General features: G+C 67.4%; 9 protein-coding genes. 4 read left to right on the top strand and 5 right to left on the bottom strand.

Annotated elements, in window-relative coordinates:
- Positions 1-95: 95 nt before the first annotated feature.
- Genes IE262_RS20080 through IE262_RS20090 form a run of 3 tightly spaced genes read left to right on the top strand, consistent with a single transcriptional unit; the run spans position 96 to position 14517 of the window.
- A complete protein-coding gene (locus tag IE262_RS20080) occupies positions 96-5510 on the top strand; it encodes a hypothetical protein (protein ID WP_229877345.1) in 5415 nt (1804 codons plus the stop codon).
- Positions 5507-12229: a DEAD/DEAH box helicase gene (locus IE262_RS20085; RefSeq protein WP_189875295.1), complete on the top strand. Its 6723-nt coding sequence runs from the start codon at positions 5507-5509 to the stop codon at positions 12227-12229. The genes IE262_RS20080 and IE262_RS20085 overlap by 4 nt, the downstream gene beginning before the upstream one ends.
- Positions 12226-14517 carry a UvrD-helicase domain-containing protein gene (locus IE262_RS20090; RefSeq protein ID WP_189875297.1) on the top strand — a complete coding sequence of 764 codons (2292 nt, stop codon included), beginning with the start codon at positions 12226-12228 and terminating at the stop codon, positions 14515-14517. The genes IE262_RS20085 and IE262_RS20090 overlap by 4 nt, the downstream gene beginning before the upstream one ends.
- A gap of 236 nt (positions 14518-14753) precedes the next feature.
- Here the strand turns inward: IE262_RS20090 and IE262_RS20095 are convergent, their stop codons facing one another.
- From IE262_RS20095 to IE262_RS20105, 3 genes are all read right to left on the bottom strand, one after another.
- Complete coding sequence (locus IE262_RS20095) at positions 14754-15461, bottom strand: hypothetical protein (protein ID WP_189875300.1); 708 nt, start codon at positions 15459-15461, stop codon at positions 14754-14756.
- Positions 15462-16191: 730 nt separating this feature from the next.
- A complete protein-coding gene (locus IE262_RS20100) occupies positions 16192-16968 on the bottom strand; it encodes a hypothetical protein (protein WP_189875302.1) in 777 nt (258 codons plus the stop codon).
- A gap of 393 nt (positions 16969-17361) precedes the next feature.
- The gene (locus IE262_RS20105; protein ID WP_189875304.1) at positions 17362-18093 is read right to left on the bottom strand and encodes a pYEATS domain-containing protein; all 732 of its coding nucleotides are present in this window, start codon (positions 18091-18093) and stop codon (positions 17362-17364) included.
- A gap of 1538 nt (positions 18094-19631) precedes the next feature.
- Between IE262_RS20105 and IE262_RS20110 the strand changes: the two genes are divergently transcribed.
- Positions 19632-20882, top strand: coding sequence for an MFS transporter (locus tag IE262_RS20110; RefSeq protein WP_229877346.1), 1251 nt, complete (start codon positions 19632-19634; stop codon positions 20880-20882).
- On the opposite strand, the gene IE262_RS20115 is transcribed toward IE262_RS20110, so the two are convergent.
- Both IE262_RS20115 and IE262_RS20120 read right to left on the bottom strand, forming a co-directional pair.
- Positions 20789-22180, bottom strand: a complete 1392-nt coding sequence (locus IE262_RS20115) for a TfuA-like protein (RefSeq protein WP_189875308.1) — start codon at positions 22178-22180, stop codon at positions 20789-20791. The genes IE262_RS20110 and IE262_RS20115 overlap by 94 nt on opposite strands.
- Positions 22177-23349, bottom strand: a complete 1173-nt coding sequence (locus IE262_RS20120) for a YcaO-like family protein (protein WP_189875310.1) — start codon at positions 23347-23349, stop codon at positions 22177-22179. Before IE262_RS20120 ends, IE262_RS20115 begins: the two co-directional genes overlap by 4 nt.
- Positions 23350-23377: the final 28 nt, after the last annotated feature.

Here is a 23377-nt window from a genome sequence, read left to right on the forward strand (position 1 = left end):
ACTCCTTCACCAACCGCGGCGAGTACCTGTCCGCGCACTACTTCGCCGAGCAACTCGGCACCGACCTCAAGAAGGGCCTGTTCGCCACCTGGACCATGCGCGAGGGCGACGACAACGACCCACGCAAGACCCCCCGCGAACAGCTGCGCACCCTGCGGAGCGCATACCACACCCCGGAAGTCCGCGGCTACTTCGCCGAAACCACCCAGAGCGACGCGAACGACGAATCCCGGCTGCGCACCTACGACAACCCTGAGTGGACCAAGCGGCTGGCCTCCTGGCACCAGGACGTCCTCAAGGCCCTAGGCTACGAGCCCGCCCCCGGCGAACTCACCGTCCACCGCGCCGGCCGCGAACACACTCTGCCCGTTGCCTACCACGGCCACCGCATCGTCGCGATCGACTGCGGATGGGCCGCCGACAACGACGCCGCCCTCGACCCCGACGGGCCTGGACGTCTGTTGTCGCCTCAACGCGTGAGCAGCAGTGAAACCTACGAGACCGGGGCGGCCTTGGCCTCCTGGCTGTTCCAGAGCGAGATCGGTAAACCCGGAGGTCCGCACCCGCGGTTCGTCCTGCTCCTCCACGGTGGGGTGCTCCTGCTCGCCGACCGCAGCGCCTGGAACGAAGGCCGCTACCTGGCCGTCAACCTCGACGCCGCTCTGGAGCGCAACGACCGCAGTCAGCAAGGCGAGCTCGCCACCATCGCCGCCCTGTTCAGCCTGGAAATGCTCCGGCCCGGCGAGAACGACCAGACCCGCCCCATCGACGTGCTCCTCAAGTCCTCCAGCGCCAACGCCGCCGGTGTCTCCGGCGAACTGCGCTATGGCCTGCAGCGCTCGGTCGAGATCATCGCCAACGAAGTCCTACGGCGAATGGCCGAGCCGCAAAACAACGTCACCCCGGCCGACATCGAAAGCCCCAAAATCCCGTTCCCCCGGGAACTCACTCGCGAAGCCCTGCGCTACCTCTACCGCATCCTCTTCCTCCTGTACGCCGAAGCCCGCCCCGAACTCGGCATCCTCCCCGCCGACGCCGACACCTACGAGGCCGGCTACTCCATGGCCCGACTGCGCGAACTCGTGGCCACCGACGAGGAACTCATCGACCAGGAAGCCAAGAACGGCTTCCACCTCTTCCAGTCCCTTGACGTCCTGTTCAACAAGGTCAACTTCGGCCACCGCCCGTACGGCACCGAAGCCGACGACGACCAGCCCGGCGACGACGAAGCGACCCGCAAGGCCAAGGCCGACCGCCGCAGCGAAGACCGTTTCGGCCTGCGCTTCGAGCCCCTGCGCAGCGAGCTCTTCGAACCCACCGCCATCCGCCTCATCGGCCGCGGCGTCCGCGACCCAAACCGCGATGAGGACAGTGGCCCGCGCTGGCTCGATCTGCGCCTGCGCAACTCCGCGCTCCACGAAGTGCTGCGCCTGCTGACCATGAAGAAAGGCAAACGCGGCGAGCGAGGCGGCTTCATCTCCTACCGCAACCTCGGCATCAACCAGCTCGGCGCCGTATACGAGGGCCTGATGTCCTACACCGGCATCATCTCCGACGAGGAACTGTGCGAGGTCGCCAAGGGCGGCGACCCGGAGAAGGGCTCCTGGCTCATCCCCTCACACCGCCAGGACCAGTACCCCGACAAGACCCTCGTCCACTACAACGAGGACGACGCCCGCAAGGGCCTGCGTGGAGTGAAGAAATATGCGAAGGGCGAGTTCGTCTACCGGCTCGCCGGCCGCGCCCGCGAGACGTCGGCGTCGTACTACACCCCGGAATCGCTGACCGAGGTCACCGTCGAACTTGCCCTCAAGAACCGCCTTGACCAGGAGCGCGACGCTGACGGGAACATCATCAAGACCCGGGCCTCCGAACTCCTCAAGTTCAAAATCTGCGAGCCAGCTCTCGGCTCGGGCGCGTTCTTGAACGAAGCCATCAACCAAGTCGCCGACGAGTATCTGCGCCGCCGCCAAGACGAGCTGGGTACAACCATCCCCACGGCCGATGCCCTCACGGAGAAGCAGAAGGCCAAGGCGTACATCGCCCTGCACAACGCCTACGGAGTGGACCTCAACGCCACCGGCGTCGAACTGGCCGAAGTCTCCCTGTGGCTCAACACCATGCATCCCGGCATGCAAGCCCCCTGGTTCGGCCTGCACCTCCGCCGCGGCAACTCGCTCATCGGCAGCCGACGGGCGGTGTACGCGGGGGACGACGTGGCCTCACCGGACAAGGCGTGGCTTAAGGCCAAGGGCGCCCTGCCACCGACTCCGTTGCCGTTCCTCAAGGAGGGCGAGCCACAGCCGCTCCCCCAAGATGCGGTGCATCACTTCCTGCTGCCGAGCCCGGGATGGGCTGCGGTCACCGGCTCCAAGGAAGCCAAGGAACTCGCCAAAGAAAGCATCGAGCAGCTGGCTGCCTGGAAGAAAGGCATCCTCCAGCGCCCCAAGCGCAGCACCGCGCACCTCAACAAGGACGGCAGCCCCAAGCGCGACCCGAAGACCAAGCAGCCGAAGGCCGAAGCGTCGTCGCAGTTCACGCGCCTGCGCGATGCGGCCCGGCGAACTGAATTCCTGTGGTCGCTCGTCATCAAGCGCATGCAGATCTCCGAGCAAGAGATCTCGCGCAGGATTGACGTCTGGAAGGCCGATCCGTCCGACCCCGAGTTCGCTTTCATGAAGCACCCCGACCAGGCGGTGCCGAAGGAGAAGGTCTTCAAGGACCTCTTCAACACCGTCGACACCCCGTACTGGCGGCTGAAGACGGTCATGGACGCCTGGTGCGCCCTGTGGTTCTGGCCGGCAGATAAGGCAAGCCTGCTGGACGGCACCGACAGCACCTACACCAGGCCCGCGGCTGTCAGCACCATCGACAGTCTCGCGACGCTACTCGGGGGCGTGCCGATGCTCGATGGACAGCCACGCGATCAGTCCCCCAAGACCATCCCCGCGCCCGAACCGCAGGCCACACCCCGCGTGGTGGAGAATATCGGCTTCTTCGAGGTGGAAAAGGGGCAGACGACCCTGGAGCACCTTGAACTCACAACCGGTACTGAAGTCGTCGTCGAGACCAAGGAGATCACGCCCAAGACCCAGAAGCTGGGGCAGCTGAAGCAGCCCGCACGTCGGCCGGTGATCCCCCTCAAGGACCTCGACGACTGGCTGGACTTTCTGGAAGCGATGCTGGGCACGGCGGAAGTCCCCGAAGGCACCCTCATCGACCAGTTCGAAACGCTCGACGAGCTCAAGGAGTACGAGCGAACGCTCCCTGACTTCATGGGCATGGACACCCTCAACCCCGAACAGCGCTTCCCGTGGCTGCACACGGTACGAGAGATCGCCGCGAGCCAGGGGTTCCTGCACTGGGAGCTGGAGTTCGCGCTCGTCTTCGCCCAGAGCGGCGGCTTCGACCTCCAGGTGGGGAACCCACCGTGGGTGCGGCCGGAGTGGAAGGAGAACTCTGTCCTTGCTGAGTATGAGCCGTGGTTCATGCTCACGGAGAAGCCTTCAACGGCAGAGAAGAACCGGCGACGCTCAGCCGAACTGGTCAAGCCCGAGGTACGCAACTACCTTCTCGGCGAGTTGACCGCCACGGCCACCACCGCCGACTACCTGGCATCACCACAGGTGTATCCACTCATCGCGGGAAGCCAACCCGACCTCTATCGCGCCTTCATGTGCCAGACCTGGGACCACACCTCTGCGGGCGGAACCGTCGGACTCGTTCATCCGGACACCCACTTCAGCGGTGACAAGGAAGCGGCCCTCCGCGAGGCGGCCTACCGGCGGCTGCGGGTACACGGAGACTTCGTGAACGCTGGCAACCGTTTCTTCCCACCCCCGGTGGGCCGGTCCAGCCACTTCGGCGTGCACATCTATGGCGAGCACGGTGAAATCGACTTCGACCACCTGTCCTGGCTGTTCTCCGTCGATGCACTACGCCTGTCGAGCACGCACGACGGTAGCGGCGACGCTCCCGGGGTGAAGTACGGCGGCGACTGGGACGAACGCCCGCATCGGCAGCGCGTCGTCCGTGTGACGCCCCACACCCTTGCACGGTGGCAGAAGCTGTCCGGAGAGCGGAAGGTGCCCGTTGAGCAGACGCAGCTACTTACGCCAGTGAGTACGGCGGAGGACCCGGCAATCGACGCGCTGGCGGCGTACCCGCTGCGCCTGGGGGCGCTCCAGCCCCAGCCCCAGATCAGCAGCGGTTTCCATGAGAGTGGAGCCAAGAAGTCCTTGTACGGGCCTGGTAAGGACAAGCCGCTCATCGACTACAACAAGAACCAGGAAGGTCGAGAGGATTACCAGACCGACTCCTGGGACGAGGTCATCCTCAAGGGGCCCCAGCTGGGCGTCGCCAATCCACTCTTCAAACAGCCCAGCCAGGGCGGCGGCGAAGTCCGCGGGCTGAACCACCTGCAGATCCCGTCGGACGCGGTACCGGAGTCGGAGTACCGACAGGTGGCGGACGACGCGACGTACGTGGGAGAGCAGGCCAAGTGGCTTGATCACGAACTGCTCGCTCGAATGCGCACGGATGCCGTAGCGCTGTTCCTGGCGCGTTCGGAGATCGCGCTCTCCTGTGGCCGTTCTCCGGGCCAGGTGTCGGACGCGGAGGTGGACCGCCGACTGATCGCGAAGGCGACTAGGCCGTACGCCGAGTTCTATCGGCTGGCCTGGCGCGAGCGGATCGCGGCCGATACGGAACGTGGTCTATACGTTGCGTTGATTCCCCCAGGGGCAACGCACGTCCATTCCGTCCGCTCCGCGGCCCTGGGTGATGTTCGCAGCTCAACTCTGATGGCTGGTCTCTGGGCCGCATTGCCCACGGACTACTTGCTCCAGACAACAGGGGTGGGGCACCTCGACGTGGCGCAAGCCCGTCGTCTCCCGGCTCCAACCGCCGACCACCCTCTCGCCCCCGCGCTGCTCCTCCGTACGCTTCGACTCAACTGCCTCACCACTGCCTACGCCAGCCTCTGGGAGGAGCTCTACGACTCCACCTGGAATACCGATGAGCCATGGGCCCGCACCTGGGCTGGCATGAACACGGAGCTCCACGCCGTAACCCGTACCTGGCAGCGTGACACCCCCCTTCGTACGGAATACGCCCGTCGGGCCGCGCTAGTGGAGATCGATGCTCTGGTCGCTGTCTGGCTCGGCATTGACGCCGACACTTTGATCACCATGTATCGGGCCCGTTTCGACATCATGCAGGGCTTCGACCTGGTCACCTGGTTCGATGCCAACGAGCGCAAGATCGCTGGTGACCGCTACACCTACGGCCATGGCCAGGAGAAGGATCACTTCACGCAGCTCCAGACCTACCTGGCCGACAAGGCCGACCCCAAGACCGCTCCCGTACCTGACGGCTACACCGCTCCCTTCTACAAGGCGGATCGCGAGTCGGAGATGCGGGAAGCGCACGCAGTGTTCCAGGCGCGGCTGGATGCCGCGGTCGCCCGCGGTGAGTGGGACCCGGAGAAGCAGGAGGTACCGAAGCCGTGAGGCCGACGCTGGAGGCGCGGGGGCTCAAGGAGAGCCTGCTGCAGTACCTGTCGACGACGTACGCGCTGACGGACGAAGGGGCGCGTGAGGCGCTGCACCGGTTCCTCGGGGACGAGACGTCAGGGATGTTCCGAGGCCCGTTCCTGAGGATCCGTACACCCTTCACGGTCGCCGGTGAGGAGTGGCGCTCGCACCTGGAATGGCAGCGGGAGGGCTGGACGCCGTACGCCCACCAGGCTGCGGCCTTCGCGCGGTTGACGTCGGCGAACGGGCACACGCCGCAGCCGACACTGGTGACCACGGGCACGGGCTCGGGCAAGACGGAATCGTTCCTGTACCCGGTGCTGGATCACTGCCGCCGGGAGCAGGCCGCGGGCAAGACCGGCATCAAGGCGGTCTTCCTGTATCCGATGAACGCGCTTGCCACCGACCAGGCACAGCGCATCAACGAACTGCTCACCGGGAACGAGACGGAGCTCGGCAAGCTGTCGGCGGGTCTGTACATCGGGGACCGGGCGGCGACTCGGTACGAGAAGGTCTACACGCGGCGCTCGGACATGCAGCTCTCGCCGCCGGACATCCTGATCACAAATTACAAGATGCTGGATCTGCTGCTGCAGCGTTCGGATGATGCTCCGCTGTGGCGGGATGCAGACATCCGCTATGTGGTGGTGGATGAGTTCCACACCTACGACGGCGCGCAGGGCACCGATGTGGCGATGCTGCTGCGCCGGCTCGCCGCCGCGGTAGGCGCGGCTGAGGACGACCAGCCTCTTGGTCGTATCTGCCCGGTGGCGACGTCGGCGACGCTCGCGTCGGGGACCGACCGTGCGGGGATGGCAAGCCTGCTGGAGGTCGCGACGCAGGTGTTCGGCACGGAGTTCACCGCCGAATCCATCGTCGGGGAAGACCGGCTGTCGGTGGAGGAGTTCATCCCCCTGACGGAGATCAAGATGCAGCCGCAGCCGACGCCGGACGAGCTGCTGGCGCTGCCCGATCCCACCACGGGTGATGAGGCCCTGTTGGACCTTATCGAGGCCGTGACCGGGGTGCGTGATCTGGACTCGTTCGTGCTGGGCGACAACCTGAAGCGTCATCTGTTCACCCGAGCGATCATGCACGGGCTGGGCGGTGAGGTCAGGACCAGCGCCGAGGTGCTGGATGTCATGTGGCGCGCCGGGGCGGCCGGCTGGTCCGAGGCGGTGGCCAGCAGGCCGGAGCAGGCCGCCGAGGCACTGGCCCGTTTCGTGGCCCTGCTCTCCTACGCCCGTGATCCCGAGTCCGCGCCCGGGGAGCCGCGTCCGTTTGTGCATCTCGAGGTGCATCAGTGGGCCCGCTCGGTGACCCGCCTGCTGCGCGGCGTGCTGCCGTGGCCGAAGGCGGAATTCCGCTGGGACATGGCGGGGGCGGCGGATGCCGGTGCGGCGGACAGTCACCGCATGGCGCCGGTGACCACGGCGACGTCCGGGCAAAGCGCGAATCTGTTCCTGCCAGCGATCTACTGCCGGGACTGCGGGAGGTCCGGATGGGCGGTGTTCTCGCCGGAGAGTGACGACCACGACGTCCAGTTCGACACCTACAAGATCCGTCGCGCTTCGACCGGGCAGGACAAGATCCGGGTGCGGAATCTGATCGCGGCCTCCGAGCAGGAGGCCCGCGAGGGGTCCGGGGCGGCGCCGATGCCGGCCAGTGGCCGAAGCGCCAGGGGCGCCTCTCCTGCGCTGCAGGGGGCCGGCGGGATGCTCATGGTGCTGGACGGGGCACGCAAGCGGCTGCGGCTGCCCGATCCGCTCAACGACTACGACAAGGACACCAAGGAACCCCGCCTCACGGCCCGGGACTCGGCGTTCGTTCTGGTCCACTTCGGGGCGACCGCGAATACCGCGGCCAGGGAAGACTGGTGCCCAGCATGCGGTGAGCGCAACGCGATTCGCTACCTGGGTACGGGCGCGGCGGCCATGGCGGCGGCGTCGATCACGCGGCTGTTCACGGGCGGGGAGCTCGACAAGAAGCTGCGCGAGGACAAGACGCTGATGTTCAACGACTCGGTGCAGGATGCTGCGCACCGGGCCGGGTTCGTCGCCAACCGTTCGTACACCTTCTCGCTGCGCGCCCTGCTGGCCCGGCACCTGCGCCACGACACCCCCACGGCACTGAACGACTTGATCGCAAACGTGGTGCAGGCAACCACCGACAAGGACACGCTGTCCGCCGTGGTGCCCCCGGATCTGCACGGTTTCAAGGGGGTGGACCGTCTGCTGTCCGGGCAGGGCCGCGGCGGCGACCTGAAGACGTGGCGGCTGATCGGCCAGCGGCTGGCCTTCGAAGCGCTGATGGAGTTCGGATTCCGCTCTCGCAACGGCCGCACGCTGGAATTGACCCGGACCGCTGCGGCCCAGGTACGGATCGAGGATCCGGCCGCGGCGGTGGCCCTGGTCAAGCGCGTCCACGAGGAGTGCAACCGCACCGACCTGACCTTGGTGGAGCAGAGCGACGACCGGTATCTGGCGTTCCTGCGGGTTTTCCTGGAGCGGCTGCGTACCCGGGGTGCGGTGTCCCACAAGTGGCTGGACAAGTACGTGGATGAGGCGGGCACCACCCGCTATTTCATCTGGGGCAATCGTCCGCCGGGCATGCGGGCCTTCCCCAGAGGTGTGGCGGCACCGGTGTTCCTGCTGGGCCAGCCCAAAGACCGCAGCGAGTTCGACTTCGCCACCGGCCGACTGTCCTGGTACGAGCGGTGGGCCGGGCGCTGCCTGGATGTGCCGCGAGAGGTGGCACCGGAGTTCTGGAGCCGTCTGCTGCCGGAGCTGGCCGGGGCCGGGCTGTTGTCGGTGCGCACCCCGAACGACAGCTCACTGCGCGTCTACGGGCTCAAGCCGGGCAACATCGAGGCGCTGCTGCTGGACGACGAGCAGGTGCGGCACTCCTATGTCCGCTGCCCGGTGTGCTTCTGGGAGCAGACGGTCCACCCGTCGCTGCTGGATCAGTGGCATGACCAGCCGTGCCCCTCCTACCGATGCCGTCGGGGCCGGTTGGTGGCCGGTGACCGGCCTGAGGCCCTCGGGGTTCATCACCGCGACCGGGACTACACCCGGGACTACTACCGGCGCCTGTACCGGAAGGCGGGGCCATATCAGGTGGTCGTCGCCGAGCACACGGGGATGCTTACCCGGGCGCAGCGGGAGAAAGTAGAGGAGGCGTTCAAGCGCGGCGGGGGCTTCAAAGACCCCAACGTGCTCTCCTGCACCCCCACGCTGGAGATGGGCATCGACATCGGCGACCTGTCCGCGGTGGTGCTGGCCGCGCTCCCGCGCCGGCCGGCCAACTACGCCCAGCAGGTCGGCCGGGCCGGGCGCCGGACCGGCAATGCGTTCTTGCTGACCATCCCCGACCGGCGCCGTCGCGACCTTTACTTCCTGGAACGTCCCAAGGACCTGATCGCGGGCACGATCGTGCCGCCAGGCTGTTATCTGTCCGCGGTGGAGATCCTGCGCCGCCAGTACCTGGCGCACCTGCTGGACCTCGCCGCAGCGGGACAGCTCGTGCGGGCGGACGGCATCGTGCTGCGCGCGATCCCGAACAAGGCACCCGCCCTGTTCGGCCCCTCGGGCTACCTGATCGACCTGGTGGAACTGGCCATCGCCCAGGGCGAGGTCCTCGTCGACAGGTTCCTGAAGATGTTCCCCACCGGCATCAGCGACCAGGCCAAGGCCGACCTCAAGGCGTATGCGACACAAGGCTTGCGCGGGAGGGTGGAGGAAGCCGAACGCGAGTGGCGCCGCGGCCAAGAGGCACTGCGAGCGCGCCTTCGAGAGATCGATGACGCTCACGGCGAGCTACACGACACCGATCCCGAACAGGCCCGGCAGAAAGCCGAGCTGGACGCCGAGCGACGCGGCGTGGGCAAGCGGCTCCTGGACCTGGGCGAGACGCCGGCGCAGAGCGCGCTGTGCGACCTGGGCCTGCTGCCCAACTATGCGCTGATCGACTCGACCACCACCTTGTCCGCGACCCTGTACGGGGAAGAGGGAATCGACCCCAGGACGGGGAAGGTGGTGTTCACCTCCACGACCACGGCCTACGAGCGACCGCGCCGCTACGCCCTCCAGGAGCTGGCCCCCGGCAATACCTTCTACGTCAACGGTTACCGGCACGAGATCACCGGGCTGGAGATCTCCACAGGCGGCGGGCAGGCGTGGCGCACCTGGCGCGTGTGCCCGGGCTGCGGATACGTGCGCACCGAGGACGCCGCCACCGACCGCTCGCCCTGCCCGCGCTGCGCCACCAGCCATATCGCGGACGACGGCTCGTGCCTTTTCCAGATCGTCGAGCCGACCACCGTGACGTCCAGGGGCAAGCGGGACGACGCCCGGATCCGCGATGACAAGGACGACCGCGACCGCCGTTTCTACACGGTGGTGGACGCGGTCGACATCCCTATCGAGGACATCGAACCGGGCTCGTGGCGTCATGCGAAGCAGACCTTCGGCGTCGACTACTGCCGCACCGCCATGATCCGACGGATCAACGTCGGACCTGTCCGTTACGACGCCCCGGCGCGTGACGACTTCGCCGGCCACTATGTGCGGCTGAACCCGTTCCATGTGTGTACGGCGTGCGGCGCGGCGAGCGCGGACGGCAAACCCGTCTTCGACTATGACACCGATGCACTGAGCTCCTCGGCCGCGCGCACCCCGCAGCTCAAGCACCACCGTCCGTGGTGCCCGCTGCGGCGCGGCAAGCCGGGCGGGGTCACCCAGGAACCGGTACTGCTCGCTCACCAGTTGAAGACCGAAGCCCTGCGGGTGCTGATCCCGGCCGCCACCGCGGACATCGACGCCAAGGTGCAGTCCTTCCGGGCCGCGCTACGACTCGGGGTCGATCTGCACTTCGGTGGTGACCCCCAGCACCTGGACACCACCGTGTCGTCCATGCCGGACGCCGATAGCGGTGAACGCCGCTGGTTCCTGGTCCTGTTCGACTCCCTGCCCGGCGGCACCGGCTACCTGGACCGGCTCACCAAGCCGGAGGCCTTCCGCGAGACCCTCGCCAAGGCGTACGACCTGCTCAAGCAGTGCCCATGCCAAGAGGAGCAGCGCCGGGCCTGCCACCGCTGCCTGCACCGCTACGCCCCCGAGCAGTTCCAGGACGTCGTCTCGCGCAACGCGGCCCTGGTCATGCTGGAGTCGCTGCTGTTCACAGGCGAGGGAGAGGACGGCTGGGAGACCACCGAGGTCCGGCACACCGGACTGGTCGGCCTGGACAAGCAGGTCGAATCCGACCTGGAGGCCCGGTTCCTGGCCGCGCTGCGCGGCTGGGTGAAGGTAACCGACGATGCCGCCCTGGACGAAGACGGTCACGCCAGTGGGCACCTGCGCTTCACCAGCGGCTCGGACGTCATGCACTGGCGGCTAACCGCGCAGCAGCAGCTCGAAGGGACCCGGACCGACTTCACCTTCACCCGTGTCGACGGCCCGGCCCAGAGCGTCAAGGTCTATCTCGAAGGATTCCGTTTCCACGCCAGCCGTGAGCACAACCGGATCGCCACCGACGCGGCCCAGCGCACCAGGCTGCGCGCCGGCGGCGAAGTGGTCTTCCAGGTCACCTGGGCCGACATCGACCTGTTCGAGCAGCGCCCCACCAAGTCCACACCGGTCTGGCCGCCCTACCCGGGCACCGCACAGGAACAGGCCAAGGCCGCCTACGAGCAGTACGGCGGACAGCGCGCCCACTTCGCCGAAGCGGTCTTCGCCAACCCGATCGACACGCTGATCGCCTACCTGCGCGACCCCGATCCCGCGCGCTGGGCCCGCCGTGCCCGGGCCCTGGTCACGGGGCTCGTCGCCACCGCCGGCACCACCCAGGTCGCGGCGACCGGGCGGCGCAGCGAACTGGTGACCGCCCTGCGCACACAGCTCGCCACATTCACCGACGGCCAACGCAACGATGCTCCCCTCGCGCCGGACGCTGCGGGGATCGGCCCCGTCCACGTCTTCCGCACCCAGGACAGCAGCGGTCTGCCGATCCTGTTCACCCTGGACGCCGCCGACCCCGAGAACCCCCGCTGGTCCGCGCTCACGGTCCTGGACAACACGGACGCCGTCCTGGAGACGGAAGAACACAAGCTGCGCTGGCGGTCTTGGCTGTACTGGACCAACCTCACGCAGTTCCTGTCCCTGGCCGGCGGCGACGGCGTCCAGCTGGCCACCAGCGACGCCGCCGCCTTCGAGGTCGAAGTCCTCGCCGTGTGCGGCGGGGTCGGTGAACTCGAGTCGCTCCACGGCGTCACCGCTCCCGCCACTGCCCAACCCGCCGTCCTGGAACCGGAACCTGCCGCGGAGACCCCAGCTGGCCCTACCGCGGCTCTGCGGGATGCGGCCTGGGACGAGGACATCCTGGAGATCCTGCGCGAGGATCCCGGCGAGGCACCCGAACTCCTGCGCCTCGCCGAAGTCCTTGCCGACCACGGCAAACGCGCACCGGTCTTCGGCTACGAACTGGGCAACAGCGGCTGGCAAGCCGAGTTCGCCTGGGACACCCCCGGCATCAAGATCGCCGTGGTGACGGCCCACCACGGCACGGACGACCCCGAGGCGCAGCGACGCGACGCCGCGTACGCCGAGGCCGGCTGGACGGCGCGCACCGCCGCCGAATGGCTCGACCACCTCGACGAACTGCTCCCCCAGCTCCCCGGCACGGAAGGCACCACCCGATGACCGCCCGGCTCAGCCTGTACCGCAAGGCCGAACAGGAGCTCCACAAGCTCGATCTCTCGATCAAGACCGACTTCTACGACTTCTGCCACGCCTTCCGGGAAAACCCCGACCAGCCAGGGCTGGTCAAGCGGAAGCTCAAGGGTGATTCCCGGATCTACCGCGCCGAGATCAACCAGCACTACCGGGCGCTTCTGACCCGCACCGGCATCGACGCCGACGGCACCGAGGACTGGCTGATCATCGCCGTCCGACACCGCAGAGACGTCTACGAAGAGCTCCAGGTCGCCGTCAACCGTGTCACCGGCGAGATCGAGTTCGTCGACCTTGCGGTCGTCGGGGACAGCGCCCTGCGCCGCGCCGGCATCACCCTAACCCCCGCCGAACCGGACCACACGCCCAAGCCCCCCGTCGAACCGGCACAGCCCAAGGCAGCGCGCGCGCTGCTCGCCAGGTACAGCGCCGACGACCTGCGCGGGCTGGGCGTTGCCGACCAGCTCATCGACCTGGCACTCACCGTCACCGACAGCCAGGAGCTCGATCAACTGGTCGAGGGCGCCCCCCTGCTGTCCAAGGACATCCTGTACGGCCTCGCCGCTGGCATGGGCATCGACGAGGTCCGCAAGGAAATCACCGCGCCGGTCGAACTCCGCCAGGAGCCCGACCCCGACGACTTCGCAGCCGCCCTCACCCGCACCAAAGTCACCACGGTCGACGACGCAGTACAGGCCGTCATCGAGGAAGGCGACTTCCGCGCCTGGAAGGTCTTCCTCCACCCCACGCAGGAACGCATCGTCCACCGCCGCTACAACGGACCCGCCCGCGTCTCCGGCGGTCCCGGCACCGGCAAGACCATCGTCGCCCTGCACCGGGTCAAACACCTCGCCGAACAGCTGCCCCCCGGGCACAACAAGCCGATCCTGCTGACCACCTTCACCAAGAACCTCACCACCGACTTGCGGCTACGCCTAGCCTCCCTCGTCGAGCCCGAACTCCTGGCCCGCGTCGACATCGCCCACATCGACCAGCTCGCCTCACGCGTCCTGGGCGAGACCACCGCGCCAGGCCGCGGCAAACAGCGCGTCTACGACAACGTGGCACTCAACGAGATGCGCCAGCTGCTCGCCGAGCTCGACGACCGCCGCTGGGAACCCGATTTCCTGCTCGAAGAATGGGAACAGGTCATCCTCGGCCAGTCGGTGCCGAACCGCTCCGCCTATTTCCAGGCCCGCCGCGCCGGCCGGGGCCGCGCCCTCACCCGCCCCGAACGCAATCACATCTGGAAACTCATCGAACAGTTCACCGCCCGACTCGACAAGCTCGGCGTCGAAACCTGGGGACAGGCCGCCGAACGGGCCGCCCGCTACGAGATCGAACGCGCCGCGAAGATCCAGGCCCGCCGCGCGTACAAGGCCGAAGTCGGCGGCAAGGACCTCATCCACCGCGACGACAGCTCCGGCATGCGCTACCTCAACTACCGATACCAGCACATCGTCGTCGACGAGGCCCAGGACCTGCGCCCGGCGCACTGGAAAATGCTCCGCGCCATGGCCGACCCCGACCTGCCCAACGACATGTTCATCGCTGGCGACACCCACCAGCGCATCTACGACCACCAGGTCGCCCTCGGCGCCCTCGGCATCAACATCCGCGGTCGCGCCTCACGCCTGACGCTGAGCTACCGCACCACCAAGGAGATCCTCGCCAAAGCCCTGCGAGTCGTCGAAGACAAACGCGTCACGTACGACGACCTCGACGACGGCACCGACAACCTCGCCGGCTACCGTTCCGTCCTCCACGGCCCCGCCCCCACGTTCACCCCCTACCGCTCCTGGGACGACGAACTCGCCGGACTCGCCTCCACACTGCGTACCTGGCGCGAGGAACTGTCCACCGGCGGCAACGGCGCCTACCGTGACCCCAGCGGCCGAATCGCCGTGTGCGTCGCCGACCGCGACATGGTCAGCCAGACCATGTACTACCTGGTCACCAAGGCGAACATCACCTGCGCCGAACTCACCAAGGACGGGCCCAAAGGCGAGGGCGAGGTCCACGTCGGCACCATGCACCGCTTCAAGGGCCTCGAATACCAAAAGCTCGCCATCGTCGGCGCCAGCGACGGCATCATCCCGCGCACCAACGTCATCGAGCGTTACCGCACGGACGACCCGCCGCGCTACGAGCGCGAGCAGCGCAAGGCGCGCTCCCTGCTCTTCGTCGCCACGACCCGCGCCCGCGATGCCCTGAACATCAGCTGGCACGGCAAACCCAGCCCGTACCTGCCGGTCTGACAACACAGGACCCGGCCTTGCCACCTGCCCTCTGGAAGCGACCAGTGCTGCTCTTCTCCCAGTGAGGTGCCTGAGGCAACCAGGCCGGGGGCCGCACGCTCGTTGAGCGTGCAGGCAGTGCCACCCGCAGAACCTGTGGTGCGCGAGGTCACGACTGTCGGCTGTGCCCGTCGGCGGCAGCTCTGCTCTGGCACCGGCGCATGGCGGTGGACCTGACCGGGCGACGCCACCTGGATCTACCCAACCGGGAAAGCCACCCTCGTGGCGAACTGGCGGAGATACCACATATACGAAAGTGCAATCCCGCCCAGAACGAAAACCGCCAAAGTTCCCCACTCTTGCCAGACGACCACGAGCAGAGGACCCACCAAGAGTAAATTGGCAACGTACATTCGGCGTTGATGAGAAACCAGAATACGCCCCTTTAGGGCACGTGAATAACTCGAAATGATGCTCCAGTCGTCACTGAAGCACAAGAAGGCCCAGGAGAGAACGACGGTCGCAGGTGTCGTCACTCCCTGCGCTCTAAGCACCCATAGAATGGTCAACACGAGCGCGAATACGGCTGACTGAAAAATATCACGACACAGTCGCTCTTCATCACTCAGTTGAGCCGGAATCTGCAAGGCAAGTTCATCTGGTCGAGCAGGCTTGACCTTAGCCACCCGCCGCAGATACTTAAATTGCGTGCCGATCAGACTTGCTGCGAAAATAAGCGTACTCAGACGCAGCGCAATGGAACCATCTCGCCACTGTCTCGCGATCTCCGGCTCGTTGATCTCATGAAGCTGTACTGCGGGATTGAGGATGGCGAACAATAGACAGAAAACAGCTCCGAAGACCGACATAATGACAGCGGTACTGAAGTTAACACCCAGTGATACCAGGCATCCCATGCCGGCAAGCTTCTCGCTGGACTGCCGATGCGGAGAGCTGCCACCCATAAGAATTCCAGCAATATCCTGGCGTGACCGACCTTGCCTAGTCCTAAGGACTCGAATGAGAACAGCATTATAGATGATGGCCAGCCCAAGGCCGATTACCACCGAAGCCTCCCATCCTGAACGTGGCGAGTACACTACCCTCCTGTTGTCAGCGCGCCTGCAATCAGATGGTATCGAATTTGATTTACGCCCACCTTGAGGCTCGCGCCCTATTACACCCTATTTGGCTACTGAAGTGGCCCGCAGAAATATGATCCGAAGTTCGTAGCCGGTCAAACGTCCTCCCGGTCAGGACCACAACAAGTTGCTTCAGCGGCTGTAAAGTGCAGCCCGAAGGAAAGGCAGGCGTCTCAGTGGCCGGCTTCGGCGCCGGGGAACTGCTCGGCATGGACAGGCCCTCTGCCCTGGTGGCTGCGCCTCTGCGCCGCGGATCCACCGGCGGTCCGCAGACCCTTACGGTTGCCCCCTGGAGCGTCCCTGCAACTGCTGCTGGTATGAGTGAATCAGTTGGCCAGACGGGCCAACTTGACCCGTCGCATCCAAGGTTGCGCGTTCTCACCGAAGGTTGAGCGCTGATCCATGCGAGACGGGGAACAGCAGGGGTCGGCGACGAACTCGTGCTGGACCCCGGAGTCCAGGTCGGACACTAAGGGACACCTAACCGGCCGGTAGCTGGAGCGAATTAGAGGTGAGGGTTAGCAGCGGCCACGAAGTCGAGCCACAGCGCCCATTACTGATCGTCCGCGGATTGACCGCTCCCTGGCGGTAGCTCCAGGCGCGTAAGCCTCTCAGCTAGCCGCGTCAGAGCCTGGAGCTGTTCAGGGGTTACGTCGGAATAGAGATCGCCGGCCGCCGTGGGCCAGCGTTTGGCCCGGGTCTCGTCAACTGCCCATTGAGCCAAGTCAGCATGCGTTTCTATTTGCCTTGCCCGCGCCTCCTCTTGTCTTGCTACAGCATTGGCTTGACGGACACTCGCGGCGTCGGCAGCTCGCTTATTACTCCAGTCACGGACAAGTTCCGCGATCTTGACAATTCCGAAGAGGGAGAAACCGGAGCTTACGAGCTCGACCAGAAGGGGACTGCCGTACTCAACGTGCCTGATCCGCGCGGGCGTCCCGAGCAGTTTGGGGACCCGGGCGTCGGCGAGAGTTTCAAGTAAGCTGCCGGGGCCGACAACTGTCATTGGCCACATTCGCTCCCATGGTCCATGGATCCAGTCGTCCAGATACCTAAGGTCTCGGCGGTCATATCCGAGTTCGAGGGCTTCGCCCTCCACCGCTTCCAAACCTCGTTGCCGGATATCAGCCATGAGGTCTTGCTGGGCTGCCGCGCGGGCGAACTTGATTCCCCATGCTTCGCCGGTATCAATTGCAGCGTCGAGGTCATCGAAGTAACGTGCAAGGTCACCGGCTCGCTGTGACGGCGCCACGTCCGCTTCCCACGTAATCGGGATCGCTTCGCCTCCGCCGGGCGGCCGCAGCCTCCTCGGCCCTCTGGGACTGACCATGCCAATGGTTCCTATCAGCCTCCTACCTGCGGGGCCAGTCTCCGGGCCATCTGCCTGCACGCAATCAATCACATGGAGGCATGCCGCAAGGACCCGGCAGCGATCTTGGCCTTCGGCCGAGATGAGATTCCGGGGCCCGCTGCACTGGCTGACCGCTGTACCTGCTCTGCGGTCTTGCTCTGACCAGCCCACTCAACCTTCGATGCGAGAGAAGCGCAGCGACCACACTTCGGTGAGAACACTCAAGGTTCGCTGCGACGGAACACAACTCGCGTGCTCATGTTCTGTGCCATCGAAGGTTTAGCGCGTGCCACTGAAGTTTGATCACACGCGCGACCGCAATCGATCCGCCGCCGTCGACCCAGGCATGCCACTGCCCATCGGAGGCGGTTCTCAGGGGGCGGCGAGGGTGCCCGTGTCAAAGACGGGTGCCATCTCGAAGTCGAGGTACCTACTCAGGACGGCATGGCTGCCGTCCTTGAAGACGATCCGGCACACGCACAGCGTGGACCCCCACGCGGACGTGGAGAAGCCGATCAGCCCATCCTGGTTCGAGGAGGCGAAGACCTTGTTCCCCCAGTGCCTGCCGAGGAAGAACTGCGCTTGTTTCACGTCGGCCAGGTCGCCCTTCATAGCGGCCTTGAGATAGATGAACAGGTCGAACCGCTGGCCGGGCCTAGTCGACGGACTGATGACGTGCACGAGGTGGATCCGGTGCGACCTCTCTTTCAGCTGGTCGCGGTACCGCTCCCACACCTCGCGGGCCGAGGGCGAGACAGGTTCCGGAAGGTCATCGCCGGCCAGAGGTTCCGCTCCGGCGGGGGCGACTACCCCGGCGGGGGCGACGGCGGCTTCAGTGGCCGCCTCCGGTTCGTAGCGGGGGAGCTTCTCGCGCAACTCATTCAGCTTGAAGTATGGCCCGGTGGGGCTGACGCCAGCTTCGACGCCAGCACCTGCCTTCACTCGTTTGACGATCACGTCCGCGAGCTCTTTGAGCGGTTTGCGAAACGCGACGACGACACAGGCGATGAGCAGAACCCAGGCGAGGGTCTGCAACAGCGGTACATACGCATCCATGCCCCGACCTCCTGGGGTCATTTCACGCCATGGCTGATAGTCCTGCATGCCGACGCGCGCTGTCTCGTGACAGCGAACCTTGAGCGATTGCCATCCAAGGTTGACCACCTCAAGCAGACGTAAGTCAGCGCTGTCAGTGCTCGCTGATACAGATGCCTCATGCCTAGCAACCGTCCACCCATGTCTCGGCCGTTACGGGAACTGCTCCATGCCATGCGAGGCACAGGATGTGCTCTGCAAGACCCGGGGCTGACCGAGGGCCGCCCCGTTAACGATCCTGAAGCTGCGGCTCTCTCCTGGCATCGCAGCAAGCACAGGACTGACCATGCGGAAGGGTTCGACCGACTGGCTGAAGGGCGACTCCAGATCGCGCATGTGCGTAGCTGGCCAGCCATCAAGGAGCTGAGTCGCTCGTTCCCGCAGCTCATAGCCGAGCGGCGCTTTCATTGCTTGGACAACGTGCTACTCCTCTGTCCAGAAGCGCATGATCTATACGACGGTGCCGGCTTGTTCAGTACAGATCTGGTGGAGAAGGCGGCCCGCCTGACCTGGGTGCGCTCGGAGGCCCGTGGACCCCTCATCCGGTACCTGTACGCGACAGTGGAAGCGCACGCGGGCCATCAGACTGAGAGCACCAACCTCCTTATGGCAGCCGAGATTCTCCGCAGCGCGCACAACGTCGACGCCCGGCAGGTAGTGGCCGCCTTTGAGGAGCGCTGCCGGGTAGCGATGGAGGCCCTAGACCGCGGCGACCACACGAAGACGCACCGGGGAGACGTCGCAGTCTTCAGCATGCCGAAGCGGGTCCCTGAGCTGGCCGGGCACCCAAGTACTGCGCCCGTCATGCCTGCTCAGCGACTGGAGGAAGCACGCCAACTCCGGCACTGATCAAACATCGGTGGCACGGACCCGCGGACCATCAAGGTGCGGTGGCAACGATCAAAGTTCGATGGCAGAGGACAGCTCAGTCACAAGTACACACCGTCACACCAAACCCTAAAATCAAACACGTGATCGAGGATCGTGCAGAGCCTATCGAGGCGCGTCCCTGGCGGCCGGTCGACGGCCCGGAGCCGGTCGTGTGGACCTGGCCCCGAGCTGACCGGCCCGCGCTGTGGGTATGGTCCTGCGGCACTTGGCGGTGGACGCAGGTGCGGGCGCGTCGGGACTGGCCGGATGGCCGGACTGCGTATCAGGTGGCGGTGGACCTCGACGGCTCCACATCTGTGGTGACCCGTGCGTACTGGTGGCCTCACGAAGGGTTGCGGGTGGCTCGGCCAAGTCGCTGCGAACCTTCGACCAGTCCAGCGGAGACGGTCGGGCTGGGCAAGCGCGGTATGGCCGTGACGCCTCCCACCTGAGTACTGAACTGAGGTTCTGTGGGTGCGGGTTGTTGCGTCTGCGGCAGATGATCTTTCGGTTGTCCTAGAGTCGGGGCGAGTTTCCCGGTGGCGTCTCGCTGCCGGGATTTCGTGTTCTATGGGCGGAGTTGGATCTTGCCGAAAGCGCGGCTGCTGAACCGTGAGGCTCTGGGGGCTGCCCCCCGGATTGGGTGGGCGGCTCGCGTCCGGGAAGCAGGTGCGCCGTTGGCGATCCGCGCGTATCGGCTGCACTTCACTGCCCGTCTGCTGTCGTGGACCGGCTCGGCCGTCTCTCCGATCGCCTTGGCGTTCGCCGTGCTGGACATCGGCGGGGGTACGGGCGCGCTCGGCCTGGTCCTGGCGGCGAGCGTTGTTCCTCAGGTCTTGCTGCTCCTGGTGGGAGGTGTCGTAGCTGACCGGCTGTCGCGGGCCCGGGTGATGGTGCGGTCCAACATCGTGTGTGCCGTCGCCGAGGCCCTGGCCGTGATGCTGCTGCGGTCCGGTGACGCCCGGGTGTGGCACCTGGTGCTCATGTCCGGGATCTGCGGGGCGGCGGGGGCGTTCTTCACGCCGGCCGCGGGCGGCATCGTGAAGGACGTCGTTCCGGCCGAGCTGCGGCACGCGGCGAACGCGCTCCTGAAGATCGGGCAGAACCTCGTGAAGGTCGGTGGTCCGGCCCTCGGCGGTGTCCTCGTCGCCGCGTTCGGGTCGGCCTGGGCCATCGGATGGGACGCGGTCACGTTCGCGGTCGCCGCCGTGCTGTTTGCCCGGATCGATCTCAAGCCGGGGCCGGTGAAGGTGAAGACGGGGTTCCTGGCCGAGCTGCGGGAGGGTTGGGCCGACTTCCGGTCCCGCCGCTGGCTGTGGGTGATGGTCGTGCAAGGCGCTCTCGTCGTGCCGGTGTGGCTGGTCGGGTACCAGCTTCTCGGGCCGGTCTACGGCGCGCGGTATCTCGGCGGCGCTGGGCTGTGGGGGCTGGTCGTGTCCGCCTTCACGGGCGGGCTGGTGGCCGGGGCCGCCGTGGCGCTGATGTGGCGGCCCCGGCTGGTCGGCCGGGTGGTGTGCGCGGGAACCGGGTCCCTGGCCCTGCCGCTCGCCGCGATGGCCTGCGCCGCTCCGCTGCTCGTACTCCTCGCGGCGACGGCGGCGGCCGGAACGGGGCTCGCGGTGAGCATGACCGTGTGGTCTGGCCTGGTGCAGGAGCGCATCCCCGCGGACCGGCTGAGCCGCGCCCTGTCGTACTCGACGCTCGGACAGCTCGCTCCCGTGCCGGTCGCGTACCTGATCGCGGGCCCGGTCTCCCGCGCCGTCGGAGTCCGCGCCACCCTCGCGGCCGGTGCCCTGGTGATCGTGCTCGCCGCGGTGCTGCCGCTGTTGGTCCGTCAGGTCCGGGCCCTGGCCATGGCGGCGGGGCAGCCCGCACACGGGCCGGTGCCGACGGATACGGCCGGGGCCACGGCGCGGGCGCCAAGGTAGAACGCTCGGGCCACCTCGACGGCCCCGGCGAAGTCGCGGAATGCGCGGTCGCGGGCTGCCGCGTCCAGCGTCGGCCGCCCCGCGCACACCGGGAGGTTCCACCGGGTGATGAGATGCCGGCCGATGCGGTCGGGGGACAGTCGGGCGGTGGTGTGGCGGTGGTCGGCCGCCTCGACGGCCGCATTCACGGCGTACGCGGCGGCGACGGTCTCGGCCGTCCGCCGGGGGGCGTCGACCAGGTCTCCGGCCTCGGCGAGGCTGGACGGCCATACCGACCATGCACCATCCAGCCGGGCCGAGCGGACCATGATCCTGAGCAGTGCCTCGCCCGGGGGGAGGGCCCGCAGCTCGGCCGGGGCGAGCCAGTACGCGAGTTGCTGCCGGGACATGGCGGCCACGTCGACCCCCTCGGCCGCGGCGGTACACAGTGCGGCGGCCTCGGCGCCGTCCGGACCGGTGCCCCCTCCCGCGATGGCGGACAGGACGCGGGCCCGCCACCGGGCAGGGAACTGGTCGTCGTAGAGCTGCTGGTGTTGCAGCACCGCGAGGAACGGCACGCCTCCGGGGCCGGGCCGGTGAGCCGCTGCCCAGTACCGCACGAACGACGTCCGCCACGGCTCCCCCTCCCACGCCCCGGCCTCGCGTGCCGGCGGGCCGCCCTCGGCGACCAGGACGAGCGCGCGTTCCGCGTCCTCGGCCTTCACGTCGTACGGGTTCCGGCGGCGCCAGGCGTCGACTTCGGCGAAGGCGCCCGCCACACCCTCCTCGCGGGCCCGGCGGGCGAGCGCGGCCCACGTGCGGCGGGTGTAGGGCAGCGCGCGGGCGAGACCGTCGAGCGTGTCGGCGTCGGCTGTGCTGATCTGCCCGGCCTCGGCGCACCGGACCAGGGCGGCCCGGATGTTCACCAGGGCCTCGGACAGTGGCTGTCCCTCGGGGGTGTGCAGAACGGTGACCTCGTCGTCAGCGTCCAGCACTCCGGCCGCCAGGTCCTCGAAGATGGCGCCGACGCCGGTCATGCCGTACGGCGCGAGCTCGGCGGCCCGCAGTGCGCCCATGCTGGCCGCGCCGACCACCCGCACGCCGTCAGCCAGCAACGACAGGATCTCTTTGTGCCGGACGGGTGCGCTCTGGTGCCACAGCCCGTCAATGATCACGACGGCGTCACCGGGCGCGGCGTCGAGCCGTACCAGGTCACCGTGCCTGACCGGCGGATGGCACACGGCACCGGGCAGAAGCTCGCGGACGCGGGATGCCGGGACGGTCGGGCCGGAAAAGACGTGCACGGTACGAGCGTTCACGCGGCGGCCTCCTGACGCGGGCGGGGGATGACGTGCCGGGAGTCGTACCGCAGATGCGGGGCAACCACCTTGACCACCGAGAACACCCCGGTCTCGTTCGGGCCGTGTGTCAGGTCGACGACCAGGGGGGCGGCGCCGGTCACGCCCGCGATACGGGCGGCCAGGTGCCCGGCCTCGCGCTCGTCGGTGGTGAAGCCGAGGGTGTACCCGGCGGTGAGCCGTGCCCAGTCGGCGCCCGGGTCGCCCGCCGTGCCGGGGCCGCGGTGCCCTGCCTCCTGGTAGGTGGCCGGGTGGATGTCCTCGCGGCTGCCGGTCATCGCGGTGAGCCGGGACTGTGCGGCCTCGGTGATCGCCCGCGACAGGGCAACGTGCGCATCGAGGTGGGCGCCGGCCCCGGAGACCAACAGGGCGGGCTGGTCCTCGCGCCACAGATACGCGGCCATCACCGGAACCCCGAAGCGGCTCGGCAGGTGCCACAACTCCAGCCACGCGCGGGCGGCGTGGACGCGCTCGATCAGGGCGGCGCAGTGCGGATCGGTCACGGTGCCCGGGTCGATACGCACGGGGCGGCCCTCGGGTGCGGGGCTGGTCAGGTCGCTGACCGCGTCCCGCTCGATCACCTCGTACAGGGCGTGAGTGACGGCCTCGGCCGTCGTGTTGCCCGAGGCGAGTCCGTTCGTCGACGCGCTCGGCAGGTGCAGCCGCCACCGGCCGTGAACCTCCCGGCCGAGCCGCACACACGCGGACGGCACCGGCACGGGGGTACCGTCGACCGCCGAGCGGGCGGTGATCCAGTCCAGCACCGTGCGGGAGGTCAGCATCGAGCCGGGGTGTGCTTCCAGCGCGGTCACCGGATACGGCAGGCGCAGGGCCTCGGCCGGGGCCCGCTCGATGGTCGCGGGTACGGCCCGCTCGCCGTGCCACGCCTCGACGGCCTCCAGCGCACCGGACACGCGGGCGGCGTCCAGCGTCGCGCCCTTGCCCTGCGCGGCGCTGAGTGTGCGAGCCAGGGGCCGTACGGCCATCGTGACGGGGATACCGATGTCGTCCAGCCCGGTCACGTCGGCAACGCGGGTGACGCCGTACGTGCTCAGCACCGGCCGGATCGCGGCCCACGTCTCGCCGGGGTGGCGGGTGCGGTGGGTGCCGTCGAAGAACGCTTTTCGCATGACGCCTCTCCTTTCGGGGACGACGAGG

The sequence above is a fragment of the Streptomyces bluensis genome (assembly GCF_014650715.1).
In the GTDB taxonomy this organism is placed as follows: Bacteria; Actinomycetota; Actinomycetes; order Streptomycetales; family Streptomycetaceae; genus Streptomyces; species Streptomyces bluensis.

Coding starts and splice junctions, on each gene's coding strand:
- IE262_RS20080 (WP_229877345.1), top strand. CDS start 96: ATGCGCGAGGGCGACGACAACGACCCACGCAAGACCCCCCGCGAACAG.
- IE262_RS20090 (WP_189875297.1), top strand. CDS start 12,226: ATGACCGCCCGGCTCAGCCTGTACCGCAAGGCCGAACAGGAGCTCCAC.
- IE262_RS20095 (WP_189875300.1), bottom strand. CDS start 15,461: ATGGGTGGCAGCTCTCCGCATCGGCAGTCCAGCGAGAAGCTTGCCGGC.
- IE262_RS20100 (WP_189875302.1), bottom strand. CDS start 16,968: ATGGTCAGTCCCAGAGGGCCGAGGAGGCTGCGGCCGCCCGGCGGAGGC.
- IE262_RS20105 (WP_189875304.1), bottom strand. CDS start 18,093: ATGCAGGACTATCAGCCATGGCGTGAAATGACCCCAGGAGGTCGGGGC.
- IE262_RS20120 (WP_189875310.1), bottom strand. CDS start 23,349: ATGCGAAAAGCGTTCTTCGACGGCACCCACCGCACCCGCCACCCCGGC.